At 39.8% G+C, this 21853-nt stretch carries 20 protein-coding genes and 1 pseudogene; 2 read left to right on the top strand and 19 right to left on the bottom strand.

The genetic code is table 11. The features are described 5' to 3' along the window. Positions 1–349 precede the first annotated feature (349 nt). The 14 genes and pseudogenes from nlpD to cysJ all read right to left on the bottom strand — a co-directional run bounded on the left by nlpD (position 350) and on the right by cysJ (position 14813). Positions 350–1474, bottom strand: a complete 1125-nt coding sequence (gene nlpD / locus HMPREF3129_RS00105; RefSeq protein ID WP_036918938.1) for a murein hydrolase activator NlpD — start codon at positions 1472–1474, stop codon at positions 350–352. A gap of 153 nt (positions 1475–1627) precedes the next feature. After that, positions 1628–2254, bottom strand: coding sequence for a protein-L-isoaspartate(D-aspartate) O-methyltransferase (locus HMPREF3129_RS00100; protein ID WP_004244345.1), 627 nt, complete (start codon positions 2252–2254; stop codon positions 1628–1630). Next, positions 2248–3012, bottom strand: a complete 765-nt coding sequence (gene surE / locus HMPREF3129_RS00095; RefSeq protein ID WP_004244347.1) for a 5'/3'-nucleotidase SurE — start codon at positions 3010–3012, stop codon at positions 2248–2250. The genes HMPREF3129_RS00100 and surE overlap by 7 nt, the downstream gene beginning before the upstream one ends. After that, a complete protein-coding gene (gene truD / locus HMPREF3129_RS00090) occupies positions 2990–4042 on the bottom strand; it encodes a tRNA pseudouridine(13) synthase TruD (RefSeq protein ID WP_036918940.1) in 1053 nt (350 codons plus the stop codon). Before truD ends, surE begins: the two co-directional genes overlap by 23 nt. Continuing rightward, the gene (gene ispF / locus HMPREF3129_RS00085) at positions 4042–4524 is read right to left on the bottom strand and encodes a 2-C-methyl-D-erythritol 2,4-cyclodiphosphate synthase (RefSeq protein ID WP_004248690.1); all 483 of its coding nucleotides are present in this window, start codon (positions 4522–4524) and stop codon (positions 4042–4044) included. Before ispF ends, truD begins: the two co-directional genes overlap by 1 nt. Before the next feature lies 1 nt (position 4525). Then, positions 4526–5272, bottom strand: coding sequence for a 2-C-methyl-D-erythritol 4-phosphate cytidylyltransferase (gene ispD, locus HMPREF3129_RS00080; RefSeq protein WP_017627876.1), 747 nt, complete (start codon positions 5270–5272; stop codon positions 4526–4528). 39 nt (positions 5273–5311) lie between these two features. Next, positions 5312–5602 carry a cell division protein FtsB gene (gene ftsB, locus HMPREF3129_RS00075; RefSeq protein ID WP_026090399.1) on the bottom strand — a complete coding sequence of 97 codons (291 nt, stop codon included), beginning with the start codon at positions 5600–5602 and terminating at the stop codon, positions 5312–5314. Between the two features lie 291 nt (positions 5603–5893). Next, positions 5894–6508: an adenylyl-sulfate kinase gene (gene cysC, locus HMPREF3129_RS00070; RefSeq protein ID WP_004244354.1), complete on the bottom strand. Its 615-nt coding sequence runs from the start codon at positions 6506–6508 to the stop codon at positions 5894–5896. Then, positions 6508–7965, bottom strand: a complete 1458-nt coding sequence (cysN, locus tag HMPREF3129_RS00065; RefSeq protein ID WP_070486566.1) for a sulfate adenylyltransferase subunit CysN — start codon at positions 7963–7965, stop codon at positions 6508–6510. The genes cysC and cysN overlap by 1 nt, the downstream gene beginning before the upstream one ends. A gap of 11 nt (positions 7966–7976) precedes the next feature. Next, positions 7977–8885, bottom strand: coding sequence for a sulfate adenylyltransferase subunit CysD (cysD, locus tag HMPREF3129_RS00060; protein WP_004244356.1), 909 nt, complete (start codon positions 8883–8885; stop codon positions 7977–7979). Between the two features lie 11 nt (positions 8886–8896). Continuing rightward, positions 8897–10318 carry a siroheme synthase CysG gene (cysG, locus tag HMPREF3129_RS00055; RefSeq protein ID WP_004244357.1) on the bottom strand — a complete coding sequence of 474 codons (1422 nt, stop codon included), beginning with the start codon at positions 10316–10318 and terminating at the stop codon, positions 8897–8899. A gap of 220 nt (positions 10319–10538) precedes the next feature. Next, complete coding sequence (locus HMPREF3129_RS00050) at positions 10539–11270, bottom strand: phosphoadenylyl-sulfate reductase (protein ID WP_012368298.1); 732 nt, start codon at positions 11268–11270, stop codon at positions 10539–10541. Then, positions 11267–12997 carry an assimilatory sulfite reductase (NADPH) hemoprotein subunit gene (gene cysI, locus HMPREF3129_RS00045; RefSeq protein WP_004248698.1) on the bottom strand — a complete coding sequence of 577 codons (1731 nt, stop codon included), beginning with the start codon at positions 12995–12997 and terminating at the stop codon, positions 11267–11269. The genes HMPREF3129_RS00050 and cysI overlap by 4 nt, the downstream gene beginning before the upstream one ends. A gap of 1 nt (position 12998) precedes the next feature. After that, a pseudogene (cysJ, locus tag HMPREF3129_RS00040) lies at positions 12999–14813 on the bottom strand (NADPH-dependent assimilatory sulfite reductase flavoprotein subunit). A 294-nt stretch (positions 14814–15107) separates the two neighbouring features. Between cysJ and queD the strand changes: the two are divergent. After that, a complete protein-coding gene (queD, locus tag HMPREF3129_RS00035) occupies positions 15108–15473 on the top strand; it encodes a 6-carboxytetrahydropterin synthase QueD (RefSeq protein ID WP_168713146.1) in 366 nt (121 codons plus the stop codon). 59 nt (positions 15474–15532) lie between these two features. Here queD and queE read toward each other — a convergent pair whose 3' ends face one another. After that, complete coding sequence (gene queE / locus HMPREF3129_RS00030; protein ID WP_004248700.1) at positions 15533–16204, bottom strand: 7-carboxy-7-deazaguanine synthase QueE; 672 nt, start codon at positions 16202–16204, stop codon at positions 15533–15535. 168 nt (positions 16205–16372) lie between these two features. Here queE and HMPREF3129_RS00025 point away from each other — a divergent pair, with 168 nt between their 5' ends. Continuing rightward, positions 16373–17740 (top strand): amino acid permease, encoded by a 1368-nt coding sequence (locus tag HMPREF3129_RS00025; protein WP_004248701.1) that lies wholly within the window; start codon positions 16373–16375, stop codon positions 17738–17740. 77 nt (positions 17741–17817) lie between these two features. On the opposite strand, the gene HMPREF3129_RS00020 is transcribed toward HMPREF3129_RS00025, so the two are convergent. From HMPREF3129_RS00020 to HMPREF3129_RS00005, 4 genes are all read right to left on the bottom strand, one after another. Continuing rightward, a complete protein-coding gene (locus HMPREF3129_RS00020; RefSeq protein ID WP_004244365.1) occupies positions 17818–18999 on the bottom strand; it encodes a methionine gamma-lyase in 1182 nt (393 codons plus the stop codon). 19 nt (positions 19000–19018) lie between these two features. Next, entirely contained in the window at positions 19019–19417 is a 399-nt protein-coding gene (locus tag HMPREF3129_RS00015; protein ID WP_004248702.1) for a helical membrane plugin domain-containing protein, read from the bottom strand. Positions 19418–19429: 12 nt separating this feature from the next. Then, positions 19430–20623, bottom strand: coding sequence for an NAD(P)/FAD-dependent oxidoreductase (locus tag HMPREF3129_RS00010; protein WP_004250259.1), 1194 nt, complete (start codon positions 20621–20623; stop codon positions 19430–19432). Positions 20624–20808: 185 nt separating this feature from the next. After that, positions 20809–21594, bottom strand: coding sequence for an endonuclease/exonuclease/phosphatase family protein (locus HMPREF3129_RS00005; RefSeq protein WP_004244368.1), 786 nt, complete (start codon positions 21592–21594; stop codon positions 20809–20811). Positions 21595–21853: the final 259 nt, after the last annotated feature.

Here is a 21853-nt window from a genome sequence, read left to right as displayed (position 1 = left end):
TTCAATAATATATATTATTCTAAAGATAAGACAAAAAACAAACCTATAATAAAAACAATAAGTTAATTCAATACACTATCTTTGAATACATTAGATTTTTATTCATACTTTTAACTAACGTTTTTTAGCATACTCATTCATTGTTCGATAATCAACAGTCTAATTTAATCTTATCTATAATTTGACAGAAATATCTCATTTTGCTTACGTTCCAACTAAGCAATCTTACTTAGTGAAAAAAATTTATTTTCAAGGTTTTAATTAATTTAATAACTAAAAAAGCCCTTTTGTTAATATTAACAAAAGGGCTTAATTTTCAGATTATTCACTAACAACGTTAAGCGTTTATTTATCTTTTAGGTAAATAGCTCATTGGGTTAAGTGATTTTTCTTTATAACGGATCTCAAAGTGTAATCGAACAGAACTAGTACCAGTACTTCCCATGGTCGCAATTTGCTGTCCTGCATTTACATTTTGCTGTTCACGTACCAAGATTGTATCGTTATGAGCATAAGCACTGAGATATTCATCATTATGTTTAATGATAACTAAATTACCATAACCTCGTAATGCGCTCCCTGCATAAACCACTTTACCTGCGGCTGTTGCCACAATGGGTGAACCTCGTGTACCACTAATATCAATACCTTTATTACCACCAGGTGCATTTGAGTAGCTCTCAATAATTTTACCTTGTGCTGGCCATACCCATTTACCTGTTGAGGCTGCAGGTTTAGAGGTTGCCGTTGTGTTATTACTGGTTGTTGCCGAAGTTGTTGGTGTCGAAGTCGTTGTCTTTGGCGGTGTCGTTGTTGTTGGTTTCGTGATCAACGGCCCCATTGAGCTATTATTATTTGACGGCTTAGTTTGTGCCGTCTGAACGCCTTCACTACTTGGTTTATTAATTACTGAAGTATTTACATTGGTATTGGTACCGGTATTAACTTGACGGTTACCAATCTTAAGTACTTGTCCAACATTTAAGCTATATGGCTCTGGAATATTGTTCATCGAGGCCAAATCTTTTACATCACTATCCGTGATCCACGCAATATAAAACATTGTATCGCCACGTTTAACCGTATAAGTGTTACCGCTGTAATTCCCTTTAGGGATATTGTCATAATTACGGTTATACACAATGCGTCCGCTACCATCCGTATTGACATTTTGAGGGGTAACATTTTGCGTACGAGGCTGGCTTTGAGGCTGCGCGGTTGTGTTATTCACTCTAATAGAAGGAGGAGGCGTTGTTTGTAACGGAGTTGAACCTCTTTCAATAGGTGTTGCCACTCCTGCATTACTGTTAGTTGTAACAGGTGATGTAGAAACGGTACGATTTGACGAACTATCATTGACAGAGGTTATCGGTGCAGGACGATAAGGCGTGTCGGCACAGCCTGTTAATGCAAATCCGATTACCGAACACATGATTGCCCAGCGGACATGCTTAATTGGGCTTTCTGAATTCATACTTCCTTCTCCCTTTTAAAAGGCATTAGCGTCTAGCAATTTGTTGAGTAACACAAAGAGACTGCAATTTTTTGAAAATATTTCATTTATTAGTGCAGATTACGACAAGCTACAAAAAAGCAGTAATAAAAAATGGTCAGATTTATCTGGAAGTTATGCTAACTCACCCGCAATTAGGGGGACAAAGCGTACAGCCTCGATAGATTGATAGTGAAAATCATTACCTAAACGACGAATAAACTTAAGCATCTGCTGCTGTTCACCGACAGGAATGATCATCCTGCCACCATCAGCTAATTGCATCAAGAGTCGTTGCGGTACTTCTGTTGCACAGGCAGTAACAATAATAGCATTAAAGGGGCCTTTTGATACCCAACCTTCCCAACCATCACCATGACGAGTCGAAATATTATGTAAATCAAGGTGTTTAAAGCGTCGTTTTGCCTGCCACTGCAATATTTTTATCCGTTCAACTGAACTGACATGATGCACTAAGTTTGCTAATACTGCAGTTTGATAACCAGAGCCTGTGCCAATCTCTAACACAGAATCCGTTGCTTGTAATTCAAGCAGTGATGTCATTTTAGCAACAATATAAGGCTGTGAAATAGTTTGACCATTACCAATAGGTAAAGCCGTATTTTCATAAGCCTTATGGGAGAGCGCTTCATCAATAAATAGCTCTCGGGGTACTTTGCTCATAGCTTCCAACAGACGCTCATCATTGATGCCGTGTTGTTTTAACATTGTCAGTAAGTCTTTCATTGACCGACTTAACATGTTTTTTCGACCTCTGCTTTATTTAACCAATCTTTTAATAACTCAAGCGCTTTATACGCTGTTGAATCAACATGTAATGGTGTGATGGAGACATAACCTGCATCAACCGCTGCAAAATCTGTATCCGGCCCCACATCATTTTTTTCGCCAGGAGGCCCGATCCAATAAAGGGTATTTCCTTTTGGATCTGTTTGTGTATAAACATGTTGTGAAGCATGACGACTTCCACAACGTGTTATACGAAAACCTTTGATCTCCGCTAACGGAATATCAGGCACATTAATATTTAAAATATTCCCAGCTCTTAAAGGTACTCGTTGTAGCATAGCTAAAACATCACAAGTCACTTGGGCTGCTGTGTCAAAATGCGTTTCGCCATCAAGTGATACCGCAATCGCGGGTAAACCTAAGAACCGGCCCTCAGTAGCGGCAGCAACCGTACCTGAGTAAAGCACATCATCCCCTAAATTAGGGCCATGATTAATGCCAGACACCACAATATCTGGACGCGGTCTGACGAGATGATTAACACCGAGATAGACACAATCCGTGGGTGTACCTTCAACTATCGCAATATCACCATTTTCATGTCGCTGTTTACGCAACGGTCTATCAATAGTTAATGAGTTGGATGCAGCACTACGATTGCGATCCGGTGCGACAATTTGTACATCATAACGCTGGCGTAAGGCTTTTGCGAGTGTCTGTATCCCTTTTGCCATAACACCATCGTCATTACTCACTAATATTTTCAGCATCAATATTCCCTAATAATATCAATTCACGGACAACGCTAGTGGCAAAACTTCCTGCTGGCAAAAAGAACGATAAAGAAACCGTAGTATCATCTAACCAATGCCATGACATATTTTCTGGTAGCAAATTAATCGCACGGCGAGTGGTATCAACTCGCTCTTGTTGTGCTAATGACCATAATGCTTCGTAGTCAGCTAAGTTGTCGGTTTCAAATATCAGTGCTTGTGCTTGTGTACCTAAGTCACCTTTACCCGGCAATGGAGCGGTAATATGTATATCATGCTCTTCATAGCGTGTTTGTATTTGGGCAAGTTCCGCTTCTTCTGCCACAAACCAACTTCTTTTACCGTGCAATTGCATCGCATCACCACAAAGCACTTGAGTATAAATATGACGCTCAAGTCGTTGGCTCACCAGATGATTAAACATCGCACTACGTGCAGCTGAGAGATAAAAGCTACGTTTGCTACGCTCTTTTACCCGAATTTCATTGGTTGCCCAACGCCATGCTTGGCGTAAATTGTCGCCATTACGACCAAAGCGTTGCACACCAAAATAGTTAGGAACCCCTTGTTTTTGTATCTCTACTAGACGAGTTTCCACCGATGTCACATCGGAGATATCACGTAATACTAAGGTGAAATGGTTCCCTTTTAATGTCCCAATACGTAGCTTACGTTGCTGGCGGGTGGTTGTTAATATTTCGCAACCTTCTAACGTAAATTGACTAAAGTCGGGCATCTCTTTACCCGGCATACGCAAACAAAACCATTGTTCCGTAACCGCATTTCTGTCTTTAAGCCCAGCATAACTAGCATCTCGAGGATGAATACCGGCAAATTTAGCTAACTTTTCAGCCACAAAAGCCGTATTACAACCTGTTTTTCTGACTCTAACCATCACGTGTTCGCCTTCACCATCTAAGGTAAAGCCGAGATCTTCGCTGACCTTAAAATCTTCTGGTGTCGATTTTAATCGCCCTGTCGCTGTCGGTTTGCCATGTAGCCAATGAAGTTCTGGTAAATCACTCATTAAGATAAAGACTCTTTGATTAATAACACCACCGCTTCACAAGCGATACCTTCTTTGCGTCCTACAAAACCTAATTTCTCAGTAGTGGTCGCTTTAACATTGATATCATCGACATGACAATGGAGATCTTCAGCAATATTGACACGCATTTGTGGAGTATGAGGTAGCATTTTAGGTGCCTGAGCAATAATAGTGACATCAAGATTACCAATACGGTAACCTTTAGCCATCACTCTTGAAAAGGCTTCGCGCAATAATACTCGGCTATCCGCACCTTTATAAGCCGGATCTGTATCAGGAAATAATGTACCAATATCGCCCATCGCAACAGCACCTAAAATGGCATCTGTCACCGCATGTAGTACCACATCGCCATCTGAATGGGCTAGTAGACCTTGTTCATAAGGAATTCTCACACCACCAATAATAATTGGGCCTTCTCCGCCAAATTTATGTACATCATAACCGTGTCCAATTCTCATATTATGTGTTCCTTATGCTGGTAATTTGTCGAGAGAGGAAAAATTCTGCAAGAGCCAAGTCTTCTGGTTGTGTGACTTTTATATTATCCGCACGGCCTTTAACTAATAAGGGTTCATATCCACCAAATTCCATCGCAGATGCTTCATCAGTAATGGGTACGTTTTGTGCCAATGCGTTTTCAAGATTTTGTTTTAACAAGGCCGCTGGGAAAAATTGTGGCGTTAAAGCATGCCATAGCGTGTCTCTTGCCACTGTTTTTTCAATATGGTTATCTTGTTGATGACTACGTTTCATCGTATCACGCACAGGAGAGGCTAAGATCCCGCCACAAAATTGAGGATCAAGATGGTTATCATCAATGATTTGAATAAGATTATCCAAATCACTAAAGGACAGGCAAGGTCTTGCCGCATCATGAACTAGCGCCCATGTATTTTGCGCAAGATGTTCTGTAATATAGCGAAGCCCTGATAATACCGAATCAGCACGTTGTCCCCCTCCTTTAACGACAATAATTCGTTTATCTTTAGCAAGGGCTAGGTGATAAAAATAGTCATCTTCTGGGTTAATTGCGACAATAATTTGCGAAATGCGTGGATGTTTTAATAGCGCATTAATAGTATGTTCAAGGATAGTCAATCTGCCAATTTTAAGGTATTGCTTCGGGCAGGTTGCTTGCATTCGACTACCTATGCCGGCAGCGGGAATAACCGCCACAATAGGAAAAGTAGAGTTTGGTATATTCATTATAGTATTTATATCAAGGCACACTATTAATTCAACAAATTAACGACGTGGTTGGGATTTATCATTAACAATACGATAAAAGCTTTCATTAGGCTTTATCATGCCAAGTTCACTACGAGCACGCTCATCTAATGCTTCTTGCCCGCCATTGAGGTCATCAATCTCCGCAAATAAGCGATCATTACGCGACTTTAATTGTGCGTTTTGCGCTAATGCAGATTCAACTTCTTGACTTACTTTGTTGTAATCATGAATACCATTTTTACCTAACCACAATGAATATTGTAGAAAACCAAGTAAGATCAGAAGTAAGACTGTTAATTTCCCCATTACCACCCCCAAAATGAATGGGCTAATCATCCCACAACTCTCCCATCTGCGCCACAAAAGCGCGCAGATATATTACATGAATATTCGTATTCCCCCCACCCTTAACATAAACAATCACGCTATTTTTCAGATAAAGTATAAGTTATATGCTTAAAAGCGCGTTTTTATCTACTGGAGTGGTAAGTAAAGAAGTGGTATTTACACTGTATTTGCCGCCAAATCAGTTTATTAAAAAACCCCTTCTATCCCTACATATTTTCCCAGATAAGAGAAAATGATGTAGAGATATGATTAGCGGTAAATTTGTTGTTGCTGTAAATAAGCGAGGATTTGTTGTGTAAGCTCATTAATCGCGAGTGAGCCGTCTAAATGAATTTCTGGCGCAGTGGGTGGTTCATAAGGTGAATCAATGCCGGAAAACTGTTTGATCTCTCCTCGTCGTGCTTTTTGATAGAGGCCTTTAGGATCACGTGCTTCACAAAGGGCTAAAGGTGTATCAACAAAGATCTCAATAAATCGCCCTTGAGCAAACCTTTCTCTTACTTGTTGTCTATCTTGCTGATAAGGAGAAATAAATGCTGTTAAGACAATTAATCCGGCATCAACCATTAGTTTAGCCACTTCCCCTACACGGCGAATATTTTCATGCCTATCTTGTTCACTAAACCCAAGATCATGGCATAAACCATGGCGTAGATTATCACCATCTAATAAATAGGTGCGGATAGGCGCATGGAGTGTCGAGTACTGATATAAGGTTTGCTCTAGCGCATCAGCCAGTGTTGATTTACCTGAGCCAGATAACCCAGTAAACCAAAGTACACATCCTTTGTGTACCTGTTGTGCTTCACGCTCTTTTAACCCTATTTGATGAGGATGCCAGACAATATCTTGATGTATCGTCACTATTTTCCTCCCAGTAAGTCTCTTGCGCCCCAATGCGGAAAATGGCGGCGGATCAACTGATTGAGTTCAATTTCAAATGCATCGTATTGGGAAGTTGTGGGTTGCACGTTGTCGCGAATTTCTCGAATAAGACCAGCACCCACCGTGACATTGCTTAATCTATCAATAAAAATAAGCCCTCCTGTTTGTGCATTAAGTTGATAGTTATCCAGCACCAATGGCTCTTCAAATAACACTTCAACATGCCCAATGGCATTTAGCGCTAAACTTTCGGTCACTTGTTGAGTGAGCTTATCCACATCAACTTGATAGTGAATATTCTCTATTTTGGCACGACTTTTTTTGCCTGCTACTTTGATATCAAGGGTTTGTCCCTGTACTAACGGTTGTTCTGACATCCATACGATATCCACCAACGCATGATTGCTAACATTAGCAGTGGTATCGTTAGCATCAACAATAATGTCGCCACGACTAATATCGATTTCATCCGCTAACACCAGTGTAATCGCTTGAGCCACTTGCGCCTGAGTCAGATCGCCATCAAAAGTCACAATACGTTTAATGGTTGAACGCTGTCCTGAGGGTAATACTTTGATTTGTTGTCCTTGATAAAGAGAGCCTGATGAAACTGTGCCACTGTAGCCTCTAAAATCTAAATCAGGACGATTCACATACTGTACAGGAAAACGCAATCTTTGAGATTTAGCCCCTAATTTAAATTTAACCGGCGCATCTTCAAGTAATGCCAGCAGTGTTTTTCCTGTATACCAAGGCATATTTAATGAAGGAGATACTACATTATCCCCCTCCAGTGCAGAGATAGGCACAAATTCGATAGTGAGATCGCGCGGTAATTGTTGTGCAAAGTGCAGGTAATCTTGTTGGATCGACTCAAAGATCTCTTGTTGATAATCAAGTAGATCCATTTTATTAATCGCGACCACTAAGTGACGGATCCCAAGGAGTGTGCTAATAAAACTATGGCGGCGAGTTTGCTCTTGTACCCCTTTTCGAGCATCGATCAGCAGAATAGAAAGCGTACTCGTTGATGCTCCTGTCGCCATATTGCGGGTATATTGTGCATGTCCCGGCGTATCGGCAATAATAAATTTTCGTTTGGCTGTTGAAAAATAGCGATAAGCTACATCAATAGTGATCCCTTGCTCTCGTTCAGCCGCTAAACCGTCCACCAGCAAAGCGAGATCTAATTTTTCACCTTGAGTACCAATCTTTTTACTCTCGTTTTGTAAGGTGGAGAGCTGATCTTCGTAGATCTGCCGCGTATCATGAAGTAAACGACCAATTAAGGTGCTTTTTCCATCATCAACATTGCCACAGGTTAAAAAACGTAATAACCCTTTGTTCTGTTGTGTTTTTAAATAATTTTCTACACCACCTGATTGTGCTATTTCACCGGCGATCAGTTGGTTGGTTTTGATGGCTGCAAGTCCCATAGTGACTCCTATTAAAAATAACCCTGACGTTTTTTAAGTTCCATTGAAGCAGACTGATCACTGTCAATTAAACGCCCTTGTCGCTCGCTACTGGTGGAAATTAACATCTCTTCAATAATGGCGGGTAATGTGTCTGCTTGTGAAGGAATAGCGCCCGTTAATGGCCAGCAGCCTAATGTTCTAAAGCGTACTTTTTGTTGTGTGATCACCTCTCCAGCTTTTAGGTCGATTCGATCATCGTCAACCATAATCAAGGTACCATCCCGCTCAATAACTGGACGGTGTTTAGCGAAATAGAGCGGCACAATATCGATGTTTTCTAAATAGATATATTGCCAAATATCTAGCTCCGTCCAATTTGATAATGGAAAAACGCGAATACTTTCCCCTTTATTAATTTGGCCGTTGTAGTTTTGCCATAATTCTGGACGTTGATTTTTCGGATCCCAACGATGAGATCTATCTCTAAATGAGTAAATACGCTCTTTAGCACGCGATTTTTCTTCATCACGACGCGCCCCACCAAATGCGGCATCAAAACCATATTTATCCAGAGCTTGCTTAAGACCTTCTGTTTTCATGATATCTGTATGCTTGGCGCTACCATGAATAAAGGGATTGATCCCCAATTGTGCCCCTTGGGGATTACGATAAACTTTGAGATCAAAACCATACTCTTTGGCCGTTTTATCGCGAAACTCATACATCTCACGAAATTTCCAACCCGTATCAACATGTAAAAGAGGAAAAGGTAATTTCGCCGGATAAAAAGCCTTACGTGCTAGATGCAACATCACCGAAGAATCTTTGCCTATTGAGTAAAGCATGACGGGATTTTCAAATTCAGCGACAACTTCACGCAGTATATAAATGCTTTCTGCTTCTAATTGCTGAAGATGAGTTAATTGTGTTTCATTCATAACAACCTCGTTTAGGCAAAATGAACCAAAGATGAGTGGATGGCAGAGGTATGTTGAGTTTGTCTATCACCAAACCACGCAAGTTGGTGATGTAATGCAGCAACTTCTCCAACGATTAATAATGCCGGGGTGGGAGCTTGCTTAGCTAATTGCGCTAATTGTGTTAAATTTCCCGTTAAGATCTGTTGATCATGGCGTGTACCGCAACTAATGACGGCAATAGGGGTGAGTGGTGAACGACCTTGCTCTATTAAACGCTGGCTAATAAGTTCTGCTTTCGTCGTTCCCATATAAATTGCTAACGTATGATTAGCTTGCGCTAAAGCTTGCCAATCTGGCTCTATCCCCCCTGATTGGCAATGCCCAGTCATAAAAGTGACACTTTGCGCATAGTTACGATGAGTTAATGGAATACCCGCATAAGCACTGGCCCCACTAGCTGCGGTAACACCGGGAACAACTTGAAAAGGAATGCCATGTTGTACCGCAATTTCAAGCTCTTCTCCTCCGCGTCCAAAAATAAAAGGATCGCCCCCTTTTAGTCTGACAACTCGTTTACCAAGCTGAGTATATTTCACGATCAATTGATTGATTTCTTCTTGCAACGTACTGTGTTGCCCCGCTCTTTTACCCACACAAATTCTATCAGCATCACGGCGTACCAGTTCTAAGATGTCTGCACTGACTAAACTGTCATAAAGTACCACCTCGGCCTGCTGGATAACTTGCAAACCTCGTAAGGTTAATAACCCGGCATCACCCGGCCCTGCCCCCACTAAAGCAAGCTCACCTTGTGGGCTATCTGGATGAGACAGTTGTTGTTCGAGCTGTGCTTGCGCTTGTATTAATTGACCACTTGCCACTAATGAGGCAAATTTGCCACTAAACGCTTGCTCCCAAAAGCGGCAACGTGCTTGAAAACCAGTCAGTTTTTGTTTCACTTTATTGCGCCATTTCCCCGCAATAGTCGCCATAGCCCCTAATGAGGTAGGCAATAATGCCTCTAGCTTTTCCCGTATCATACGAACTAAAACAGGGGCTTTGCCCGCTGATGAAATGGCAATTAATATCGGATTTCTATCGATAATGGCAGGAAAGATAAAAGAGCATTGGGGTTGAGAGTCGACGACATTGACAAAAATGTGGCGTGCTTGCGCATCTAGATACACTTGTTGATTTAATACCTTATCGTCTGTTGCCACGATCACCAGCATCATGCCAAGTAAATGCTCTGACTGATATTGCCCAGCAATCCACTCAATTTGATTTTGCTGATAAGCAAGATGCAATTCATCACATAACTGTGGCGCGATAACACGTAACCGAGCGCCCGCTTTTAATAACAGTACGGCTTTACGCGCAGCGACATGCCCACCGCCAACCAGTAATACTGGGCGCTGTTTTAATTCCACAAATAAGGGTAGGTAATCCATACGCGTATCTCACATTTTTATTGTTTACTTATATGAATAACGACTATAAAAGGTGCATTCGGGGTTATGAAATGACAAAAAGCTATGTGATGGAACAGAAAGGAATAAGCAAAAATATAATAATTTCAAATGGTTATTATTTTACTCACGACAAAGAGGGCAACAGATGACTCTATTGCCCACTCAAAATAAATAGCGATATTAATAATGAATAATAATATTATTCGTGTAATCCACACTCACGTTTTAAGCCAAAGAATCGCGTCTCTTCTTCACTCATTCCCTCTTGCCATTTGCGTGTCGTATGCGTATCACCCACAGACAGATAACCTTGTTCCCATAATGGATGGTAAGGTAAATTATGCTGTTTAAGATATTGATAAATTTGTTTATTATCCCAATCGACTATCGGTAGTAACTTAAAAATACCTTTCGCTATGGATAAAACAGGTAAATGCTCTCGACTTTTTGATTGCTGGCGTCGTAGCCCTGCAAACCATGTCTTCGCCTGTAACTCCTTTAATGCCTTTTCCATTGGCGCAACTTTATTTATTTGGTTATAACGTTCGATACCTTCAATCCCTTGCAACCAAAGTTTGCCGTAGCGTGCTTCTTGCCAAGATGAAGATATTTCAGCGCGATATACTTTTAAATTAAGTTGTAGTGAAGAGGTTAATTCATCAATAAATTGATATGTTTCGGGAAAGAGATAACCTGTGTCTGTCAAAATTACAGGTATATCGGGATATTGTCTGGTGAGCAAATGCAAACAAACTGCCGCTTGAATACCAAAACTTGAGCTTAAAACAAACTGGTTAGGAAGATGTTCTAAAGCCCAAATCACCCGCTCTATCGCCGTTTTTTGCTCTAATTGTTGGTTGATTTCATCAAGCGCCAGTCGCTGCTCTTCAATCGATAGCAACACCAACTGAGAAAGTGATAATCGACTCATATCACCTCCTGCACTTCATAAAAATCAATGGCTGAATTAACAACGGGTTTGATAACATCAGTACGAATAAGAAAATCACCAAAACCTTCATTTAATTCACGTGAAATAGCCCACTGACCAATTAAAGTATCAAGAATTTCAATGATTTCTTGTGATGAAATATTTTCACGATACATTCTAGGAATGCGAGTACCCATGCGGTTTCCTCCTAGATGTAAGTTATAGCGATCGGGGGCTTTACCCACCAGTCCGACTTCCGCCAACATCGCACGACCACAACCGTTAGGACACCCTGTTACACGTACAACAATATGCTCATCACTGACTCCGTATTTAGCCATGATATTATCAAGGGTATCGGTAAATGCGGGAAGGAAACGCTCCGCTTCTGCCATGGCTAATGGGCAAGTTGGAAATGAAACACACGCCATGGCATGTTTACGCAGCGGTGTAACCTCATCATTAATTAAACCATATTGACGCGCTATCGCCTCAATCTGCTCTTTCTGTGCCTCTGGTACACCAGCAACAATCAAATTTTGATTAGCTGTTAAACGAAAGTCACCAAGATGCACTTTGGCAATTTCAGCAACCCCCGTTTTTAACGGCGCATTAGGTTTATCGATTAATCGACCACTTTCAATAAATAAGGTTAGATACCATTTGTTATCAACCCCTTTTAACCAACCAATTTGATCACCACGGTGAGTAAATTGATACGGTCGGATCATATCAAACATAACGCCTGAGCGACGTTCAACTTCCTGTTTAAATGTTTCAATACCAACACGCTCTAAGGTGTATTTGGTTTTGGCATTTTTACGTTCAGTACGATTGCCCCAATCTCGTTGCGTCGTCACAATCGCTTCAGCGACTGCTAATGTTTTATCAATAGGAATATAACCAAATTCACTAGCTAAACGCGGAAAGGTTTTTTTATCACCATGGGTCATCGCAAGGCCGCCACCGACTAGCACATTAAAACCAACCAAATGCCCATTTTCTGCGATGGCAATAAAATTCATGTCATTGGCATGCAAGTCAACATCGTTATAAGGGGGGATCACCACCGATGTTTTAAATTTCCGAGGTAAATAGGTTTCACCTAAAATAGGCTCCTCATCCGTTGTCGCCACTTTCTCTTTATCTAACCAAATTTCTGCATAGGCATGGGTGCGTGGCAATAAATGCTCGGATAGTTTTTTGGCCCATTCATAAGCTTCTTGATGCAATGAAGATTGTTCAGGGTTTGAGGTACATAGCACATTTCGATTAACATCATTGGCGGTTGCAAGAGCATCAAGGCCTGTTGACGCTAGCATTTGGTGAGCCGGTTTAACATGACCTTTTAAAATGCCATGAAATTGAAAAGTTTGACGATTAGTAATACGAATACTGCCATAGAGCGTATTTTCACTAGCAAACTTATCGATACTTAGCCACTGCTTTGGTGTGATGACACCGCCCGGTAAACGACAACGTAACATCATGGCATGACGAGGCTCTAGTAGCTGTTGGGCACGCTCGGCACGAATATCTCTATCATCTTGTTGGTACATACCGTGAAAACGAATTAATAAAAAATTATCGCCCTCAAAACCACCGGTTAGACCATTTTGTAGATCATCACTAATAGTGCCTCGTAAGAAATTACTCTCTTTTTTCATACGTTCACTATCAGATAGTTTTCCTTCAACCACTAAGGGCGCTTGAGTTTGTGATTTCATTTTAATAAACATCCCTCTGATAACGACGTGCTAAACGTAGCTCACTTAAATAATCATCTGCTTGCTCAATATTTTTATTGCCATGGGTCATTACTATTTCTAACAATGTTTGTTCAACATCTTTAGCCATTCTTGATGCATCACCACAAACGTAGAGATAAGCACCTTGCTGTAACCATTGCCAAATTTCCTGACCTTGCTCCCGTAATTTATCTTGCACATAAATTTTATCGGCTTGATCACGCGACCATGCTAAATCAATACGTGTTAACAACCCGCTTTTGACATAACGTTGCCATTCCACTTGATAAAGAAAATCTTCTACAAAATGAGGATTGCCAAAAAAGAGCCAGTTTTTCCCCGTCGCACCTTCACTTTCACGTTGTTGCATAAACCCTCGAAAAGGCGCAATCCCCGTCCCTGGGCCAATCATAATCACAGGGACTTGATTATCTTCAGGTAAACGAAAATGATCATTACGTTCAATAAAAACGTTTACTGTATCGCCTTCTTGAAGTTGATCAGCTAAGAACCCTGAGGCGCCTCCTGTATAAGCACGCTGATCGACGTTATAACGAACAACACCTAAGGTAAGATGAACTTCATCATCAACTTCTTGTTGTGATGAAGCGATGGAGTAAAGACGTGGAGTTAATGGGCGCAATATATCAATAAACTCTTGAGCATTAGGTTGCGCACTATATTGACGTACCATTTCATTAATTGGGTAGGTTTGCGCATATTGCTGAAGTTTGCTTTTATCAGCCACCAGCGATAATAACTCTTCGTGGCGGGATAATTGGGCATATGCTTTAATAATTGGTGCACTATTTTGAGTTAATTCAACATGATGCAATAATGCTTCTTTTAACGTTAATGTTTGTGATTTAACATTTACCTGCTCATCCCCCGTTAACCATAGTAGGGTAATAAGCTCATCCACTTTTTCTTCCGAATTCTTAAATCATACTCCTAGCGCATCTCCGGGAAGATATTGCAATTCAGAGCCTGCTAGACTGATTTCAATATGACGAATATCTTTATCTGAATGTCGACCGGTGATCTTCTGATTAGTTAATAAAGTGGCACTAAAAGGTGCATCACGATGGTAGCGTGCGGTATCGACACTGTCGGTTGTTCCTGATTGTGTTTGTTGCAATACTTGAGTATTTTGCTCAGGTATACGTATTTTTAAAATATCAGTCAGCTGAGTTATCCATTTATCAGCGTCAGCTTGATAATCAACATCTGCATCTAATCTTTCTAATAGACTGGTCGCGCCAAGTTGCGCCAATTGATGATCAAAATCTTTACCTGCTTGGCAAAAATGTTCATAGCTACTATCGCCGAGACTCAGTACAGCATAAGCCGTTTGCTTCATTGGCGCGGCTTTTTTAGAGTGCAAATATTTATAAAATGCGATGGCTTCTTCAGGAGGTTCACCTTCCCCCTGTGTTGAGGTAATAATAATTAAGGTTGTCGTTTTGTGGATCTGCTTAAATTTATATTCACTCGCACTATAGAGCTCAACATTAAGTTGATTATCAACCAATTTATCGCGTAATTGTTCAGCTAAACGACGTGCATTGCCAGTTTGTGATGCTGATATCACGGTGATGGTTTCTTGTTGGGGAACCTGACTTTGTACACTTACCAGCTCATCTTTAGTGGATGAATGCTGATTTAATTGCCCCCAAAAATAGCCAGAAAGCCAAGCAAATTGGGCTGGAGTTAAGTCTTTCGTCACATCCTGTAATTTATTCAATTGCTCCTGTGTTAATGGAAGCATTGATAATAATGGGGGTTGATTGCTCATCGATCCTGCCTTAAAAAAACATTGCACTGCATCGGTGCTGTTATTGTGGTTGGACTTTTTTAATGTATATGAGGGTATCGCACGATCAGAGCACGACTTAAAGACTGGTTTGCTCTATCTAATAACCTTAAAGACTAAATTTATTTACCGATTTCCTTTATCGATATAATGAATAAACGAAAAAGAATATAATAAGTCGCTAAGGTTAAGCGATTAGGCGTAACACACTAAATCAGATACACTAAATAGACACCGTTTTATCTGTATTTTTTTACTATTTAAGTCAAGAGAGTTTTGATGATAACCACCATCTTTAAAGATTTTCAGTTTGAAGCTGCGCACCACTTACCCCATGTTCCCAAAGGCCATAAATGTGGACGTTTACATGGGCATTCATTTTTAGTGAGATTAGAAATCACTGGTGAAGTAGATGCGCAGTCAGGTTGGCTAATTGATTTTGCTGATGTGAAAGCCGCATTTAAACCGACTCTTGATAGGCTCGACCACTATTATCTTAATGACATTGAAGGTTTAGAAAATCCAACCAGCGAAGTACTGGCAAAATGGATTTGGCAACAAGTTAAACCATCACTCCCCCTGTTATCCGCCGTGATGGTTAAAGAGACATGTACCGCAGGATGTATTTATCGTGGTGAGTAATTTTCACCTAAAAAAATCAGCCACTCATAGGCTGATTTTTTTTAACGATAAATGACACACTAGGCGATATTTAAATATTTATGTGTTTGCATTGAAAAACGCCAATTACGCTCAATACAGGTTTTAATACATAACGCTGTTGCACTCTCTTTACAACTGATTGGTTGTAAGGCAACGATCGCCATAGGTTGTTGAGTTCTTAATCGCAGTAAATCATCCAGTGCTTCGATATCTTTTTCACGAGCAACAGGGTGTTTAATTTCATTGGCACGATTAATCGCACTAGATAAAACACTCAATCCACCTCGCATACCGACTTTCGGCGAAAGTGTTACCCATGTTGCTTCACTACAGAGGATGTCATGCGTGCCACTGGTTTCTATTTGGCAATCAAAACCTGCTTTTTCTAAGCCTTCCGTCAAAGGCCGTAAGTCATAAAGGCAGGGTTCCCCTCCCGTTATCACCACATGCTTTGCACTATAACGTTGTTGCCGGAAAAGTGATAAAATATCTTCGACAGTGGCTATACCCCAAGTATCACTTTCTTGTGTTTTAATGGGAATATCTCCAAGAGGGACTTTCTTGCTCTCTTCTTTTTCCCAGGTATGTTTGGTATCACACCAACTACATCCTACAGGGCATCCCTGTAATCGAACAAAAAGCGCAGGAACGCCAGTAAAAACACCTTCACCTTGCAAGGTTTGAAACACTTCATTAATGGGGTATTGCATAAGAAACTCTGATATCCAATGAATGCTGATGATTATTACAGATAACTGTCTCACCGTAAGAGGCTTTATGATAAGGTACATGCTTTGTTTTGGATAGCTAACGTGCGAAAAGACACTGAAAAAAAGAGAGCCGATTTTTCGGTTGGACAGAGATGGGAAACACTTTAGATGCAAAAAGAGAATAAACTTTCACGAGGACTATCAGGGCGGCATATTCGTTTCATGGCGCTAGGCTCTGCTATTGGGACAGGGCTTTTTTATGGTTCAGCCGCGGCGATTGAAAAAGCAGGCCCCGCTGTACTTCTTGCTTATCTTATTGGTGGTGCCGCAGTATTTATGGTTATGCGCGCATTAGGGGAAATGGCAGTCCATCATCCAGTGGCAGGTTCTTTTTCACAATATGCTAGCCATTATATGGGACCATTAGCCGGATTTTTAACTGGCTGGAACTACGTTTTTGAAATGCTTATCGTTTGTCTTGCCGACGTAACCGCATTTGGTTTTTATATGAAACTTTGGTTTCCCGATGTCGACCAATGGATATGGGTATTAGGCATAGTCTGTTTTATTGGTGCCTTAAATTTATGTCATGTGAAAATATTTGGTGAAATGGAATTTTGGCTCTCTATCGTTAAAGTGACTGCAATTATTGCCATGATTATCGGTGGTGTAGCCATAATGATCTACGGCTTTGGTCAGCAAACAGAACATCCAATTGGTATTTCTAACCTATGGGAGTTTGGTGGCTTTATGCCAAATGGTATAGAAGGCATTATTGCCTCACTCGCCATTGTGATGTTTGCATTTGGTGGTATTGAGGTTATTGGTATTACCGCCAGTGAAGCTAAAGATCCAGAAAAAACGATCCCTAAAGCTATCAATGCGGTGCCATTTCGTATCTTACTATTCTATGTACTGACCATTTTTATTTTAATGTGCATCTTCCCATGGCAACAAATTGGCCATAACGGTAGTCCATTTGTACAAATTTTTTCCAATCTGGGTATCAATTCAGCCGCTAACATTCTTAATCTTGTGGTGATCACCGCCGCTATCTCTGCGATAAACAGTGATATTTTCGGTGCTGGTCGCATGATGTACGGCATGGCACAAGAAGGGCAAGCACCTAAATCCTTTATGAAACTGACGCGTAACGGTGTACCTTGGATGACCGTATTAGTGATGTCAGTGGTGCTATTATTAGGGGTTGTGCTTAACTATCTTATTCCAGAAAAAATCTTCGTACTTATTGCCTCTATCGCGACATTTGCCACTGTATGGGTCTGGTTGATGATCTTACTTTCTCAAGTGGCTATGCGTCGCCAAATGAGTGCTGAAGAGGCGAAAAAACTAAAATTTCCTGTACCATTTTGGCCAATAGCACCCGCCATTACCATTATTTTTATGGCATTTGTGATAGCAATTTTAGGCTACTTTGAATCAACCCGAATGGCATTAATCGTTGGGTTAGTATGGGTGGCTATTTTAACTGTTGGTTACTATATTGGTATCAAACCAAGAATAACGCAGAAATAATCTACTGTTATCAAGAAAAATAAAGGCTGTGAGTTATTCACAGCCTTTTCTTTATCCATTATCTGCGCTCAATACAATTAGGCTAGCGCTTGGGTTAAATCAGCAATTAAATCATCAACGTCTTCAAGACCGATTGATAAACGAATTAATCCATCACTAATACCATGGCGTTGACGCTCTTGTGCACTGTATGTCGCATGAGTCATAGTCGCAGGATGCTGAGCCAATGATTCACAATCACCTAAACTCACCGCTCGAGTAAAAAGCATTAAGCGATTAAGAAATTCTCTGCCAGCTTTTATTCCACCATTCAACTCCATACTTATCATACCACCAGGTAACGCCATCTGCTTTTTGGCTAGTTCATATTGAGGAAAAGAATTTAATCCGGGATATGAAATCGTTGCCACCTTAGGATGATTTTCAAGAAATTGCGCAATACGCTGCGCATTCTGGCAAATTTTTTCCATTCTAATGCTAAGCGTTTTTATCCCTCTTAAAACGAGTGCTGCATCATGAGGTGATAAACAAGCCCCCGTCATATCTTTTAAGCCCTCAACGCGAATTTTATCTGCTAATTGATAATTAGTGATAATTGCCCCCGCCATCACATCACCATGACCTGATAAATATTTAGTCATAGAATGTACGACAATATCCGCGCCTAAGGTTAGTGGCTTTTGTAAATAAGGCGAACAGTAAGTACTATCAACCATGACTAAAACATCATGTTGATGCGCAATATTAGCGATCTTTTCAATATCACTAACCCGCATATTAGGATTAGCCGGTGTTTCAAAGAAAATAAGCTTTGTTCTATCTGTAATTGCTTCGGCTAATTTTTCAGGATCGGTTAAATCAACATGTTTGATAGTGATACCAAATTTAGCCAGCCCATGATTAAAGAAAGTAAAAGTACAACCATAAACGGTCATATCAGCAATGAGTTCATCTCCTGGCTGCAATAATGACCAACATGTTGAAGTGATAGCCCCCATACCGGAAGAAAAAACAACAGAAGCGTCTCCTTGCTCTAACTGAGCTAATCGTTTTTCTAATAAATCCAATGTAGGGTTAGATATACGAGTATAAAAATGCCCTTTTTCTTTCCCAGCAAAACAATCAGCACCATATTGAGCCGTGGGAAATGCAAAAGTGGACGTTTGAAAAACAGGAGGCACTAATGCCCCCTGATAATCTAACGGAGAGTAGCCATAATGTATTGCTTGAGTATTAAAACACTTATTACTTTGCGTCATTATATCTCCTTGACATTAATTAAACTTCTATTTTCTGATTATTTTCCCCAATAATTTGTAATGTCCTTAATACAATAGTTAATCCTTTTAAGGTGTCAGGATTTTTTAATAATGAAAAAGTCGCACCTAAGGTATATTTTTTATCCTGATAAAGAGATTCTTTTTTAGCCATATTAAAGGCCGTAGTTAATTCCCAAACCGGAATTAATGTTTCTTCAAAAGCAACCGCCAATTTTTCTACCGTTGCGTTATCCATAATATCGACGGTATCTGAGGCTAAAGATAATAAATCAACAATATTATCTAGGCGCTTTAATGCTAATAAAGGCCTTATTTTTTCTAGTAAATGTTCTAAATGAATTTTATCTTCATTAGATAACAACGGTTTTTCATTTGGGCTTAAATTATTTTCACTCATTATTTTATTCCCCTACAATAATCCTCTGACCGTTGCCCAATATAAGCCCCGGTTATAACCGTTACGTAACATGCCACCGAGTTTTGTTGGAGGTGTTGGAATAACATCATGTTTATAGTCATACTGTAATGGCATACCCGCTGATAATCCCATTTGGGCAACAGCTTGTACTCGCCCATCATAAATTGCTGCCGGATAACCATAACGCAGTTCACCACAAATATTATTAGCTATAACCCCCGCTTGGTTATGACAGCTACCACCGGCCTTACTAATAGGCAAATCAACCGTATCACCTAACACATAAACTTGATTTAACCCATATACCTGTAATGTTTCAGGATCGGTCGGTAGCCAGCCTTCACCATTGTTATATTCACTTAATCCTGTATTACGAATGGCTTCTACCGCTGTTATAGGAGGTGTGCTCATTAAGATATCAAAAGGCTCTGCTTCTCCTTCTTTCGAATAGGCGATTTTCTTATCAGGATCAACATGACTTAATGTAAAACCACGCTTTGCTTTGATATCTCGTTCAGAAAAGACCGCAGGAAGTACTTCACAAACTTCTTGCTGCATAAAAAGACAATTTCTTAATAGTTGAGCTACGGTAGGATAGGTATAAACAATTTCTATATTACTTCTTACCCGTCGCTGACGTAAAAATTCATCCAGCATCAAGGTTGTTTCCATTGGTGCAATACCACATTGGTGAGGTACATTTGGCGTTTCAGGGAAAGTTACCGTGATAAATACACGCCCTTTTTCAATGGTAGCAATTTTATCTGCTAATTTTCGTGCAGCTTCATATTGATAAAAATGATTTCCAGCTTCAGCTAAACCTTCAATTCTATCAAGACGAGGAACACATCCTGTGGCTAATACCAGAAAATCATAGTGATATTTTTTCTTAGAACAACAATAAACTGTTTTATTATTAAAATCGAAACTTTCAGCTTTATCTATAACAAATTCAATTTCTGGTCTTAATAAACTTCTTTGTGATCGCATTAACTCTTCTTTTAAGAAAAGGTTAAATGCAATATACATAAATGCAGGTTTGTAATAATGGTATGGATTATCTGAAATAAGCGTAATTTTTATTTTTTTTGAAAATATTTCATCATTTAATTTTTTAGCTAAGATATTAGCGAGAATAGTACCCCCCGTACCACCGCCAATAATAACTATATTTTTTGTTGCCATATTATTTCCTATATTTGTAGGGAATTAGATAGACAAAAAAAGTATAGTAAAGCGCGTTAATATAACAAATAGATTAAATAGATAGATAAATTAAATATAGAGTAATAATACTAATCAATAATAAATACAATCATATTATATTAAAATATTTATATTTTAATATTAACGAATGTTATCATCACGAGTTAAGAAAATGTCGCCACCAAAGGATTATGATCAGATGCATCTGTGATTAAGATTTCCGCTTTATTTAGTGATAATCCACGATAAAATATATAATCAAGTGGCTTACCAAAAGCGCGAGTGCGTAAATCCTTTTCAAAGATCACTTCTTTAAGTTTTAATCTTCTAGCAAAACGCTTTAACACATTAACTCTTGGACGACTCCAGGCGTTAAAATCCCCCGCCAAAATAACAGGCCCTTTATGATCGATGATATGAGTCGATAAGCTGTTTAATTGTCTTTGATAAACATCAACACCGAAACTAAAATTGATCGCGTGTACATTTATCACCATTAAATGCTCACCAGTAATAAGTGGATAAACCGTAATTAATGCAGATTTAGCAAGCCTTAAAAAAGGCTCTTTTTCTCTTAATGGGCAACAATAGATAGGATGAGAACTTGATAAGGTCATAACACCCGCAGGGTGCTGTTGAAAGGCTAAAGCAGGAACTTGATCAGCAATTAAATGGTTTTTACCCGCAAAACGAACTAATTCAGGTGTTGTTTGCGCTTCTTGTAAAAGTAATAGTTGAGTATCGGTGGCAAGCGTTTCCAGCATACTACGCCAATTGACCCGTTGCTGTTTGTAAATATTCCAAACAGCAATTTTTAAAGTGCCTTCTGTATATAGTGGCATCCCAATCGGTAGCATCTCTTCTATTTGGCCTAAAGGTAGACTAGGTTCAATCCTTTCTACAGGTTGACCTGCTACAAAACGTACTGAATAAGTCGGTTTTTTCGCCATTAAGCAACCTCAGATAACCAATAGGATCTCTTGCTACCTATCTAGTATACCAAAGCTGGGATCTCCCCTCACCCTTTTAAAGAATATAATGATAAATAAGTGTAACTATTTTTGTAAAAAATAGCTTTAATGGTGAATTATTATGAAATAAGCACTGGTAATGTAGACAACTTTAAATTTTAAACAAAAAAAAACCTAAGTCATTAGACTTAGGTTTTCTTATGTGTTGGCGGAACGGACGGGACTCGAACCCGCGACC

Source organism: Proteus sp. HMSC14B05 (genome assembly GCF_001808035.1).
Classification (GTDB): Bacteria; Pseudomonadota; Gammaproteobacteria; order Enterobacterales; family Enterobacteriaceae; genus Proteus; species Proteus mirabilis.
The sequence above is the reverse complement of the archived record's forward strand: the minus strand, read 5'-3'. Positions and strand labels throughout refer to the sequence as shown.

Excerpts from the sequence above, each read along its gene's own strand:
- HMPREF3129_RS00100 (WP_004244345.1), bottom strand. The coding sequence starts at position 2,254 with ATGTTAAGTCGGTCAATGAAAGACTTACTGACAATGTTAAAACAACAC.
- truD (WP_036918940.1), bottom strand. The coding sequence starts at position 4,042 with ATGAGTGATTTACCAGAACTTCATTGGCTACATGGCAAACCGACAGCG.
- nlpD (WP_036918938.1), bottom strand. The coding sequence starts at position 1,474 with ATGAATTCAGAAAGCCCAATTAAGCATGTCCGCTGGGCAATCATGTGT.
- surE (WP_004244347.1), bottom strand. The coding sequence starts at position 3,012 with ATGCTGAAAATATTAGTGAGTAATGACGATGGTGTTATGGCAAAAGGG.
- HMPREF3129_RS00010 (WP_004250259.1), bottom strand. The coding sequence starts at position 20,623 with ATGGCAACAAAAAATATAGTTATTATTGGCGGTGGTACGGGGGGTACT.
- ftsB (WP_026090399.1), bottom strand. The coding sequence starts at position 5,602 with ATGGGGAAATTAACAGTCTTACTTCTGATCTTACTTGGTTTTCTACAA.
- HMPREF3129_RS00015 (WP_004248702.1), bottom strand. The coding sequence starts at position 19,417 with ATGAGTGAAAATAATTTAAGCCCAAATGAAAAACCGTTGTTATCTAAT.
- HMPREF3129_RS00005 (WP_004244368.1), bottom strand. The coding sequence starts at position 21,594 with ATGGCGAAAAAACCGACTTATTCAGTACGTTTTGTAGCAGGTCAACCT.
- queE (WP_004248700.1), bottom strand. The coding sequence starts at position 16,204 with ATGCAATACCCCATTAATGAAGTGTTTCAAACCTTGCAAGGTGAAGGT.
- ispD (WP_017627876.1), bottom strand. The coding sequence starts at position 5,272 with ATGAATATACCAAACTCTACTTTTCCTATTGTGGCGGTTATTCCCGCT.
- cysI (WP_004248698.1), bottom strand. The coding sequence starts at position 12,997 with ATGAAATCACAAACTCAAGCGCCCTTAGTGGTTGAAGGAAAACTATCT.
- cysG (WP_004244357.1), bottom strand. The coding sequence starts at position 10,318 with ATGGATTACCTACCCTTATTTGTGGAATTAAAACAGCGCCCAGTATTA.
- cysN (WP_070486566.1), bottom strand. The coding sequence starts at position 7,965 with ATGGGACTTGCAGCCATCAAAACCAACCAACTGATCGCCGGTGAAATA.
- HMPREF3129_RS00020 (WP_004244365.1), bottom strand. The coding sequence starts at position 18,999 with ATGACGCAAAGTAATAAGTGTTTTAATACTCAAGCAATACATTATGGC.
- HMPREF3129_RS00050 (WP_012368298.1), bottom strand. The coding sequence starts at position 11,270 with ATGAGTCGATTATCACTTTCTCAGTTGGTGTTGCTATCGATTGAAGAG.
- cysD (WP_004244356.1), bottom strand. The coding sequence starts at position 8,885 with ATGAATGAAACACAATTAACTCATCTTCAGCAATTAGAAGCAGAAAGC.
- ispF (WP_004248690.1), bottom strand. The coding sequence starts at position 4,524 with ATGAGAATTGGACACGGTTATGATGTACATAAATTTGGCGGAGAAGGC.
- HMPREF3129_RS00025 (WP_004248701.1), top strand. The coding sequence starts at position 16,373 with ATGCAAAAAGAGAATAAACTTTCACGAGGACTATCAGGGCGGCATATT.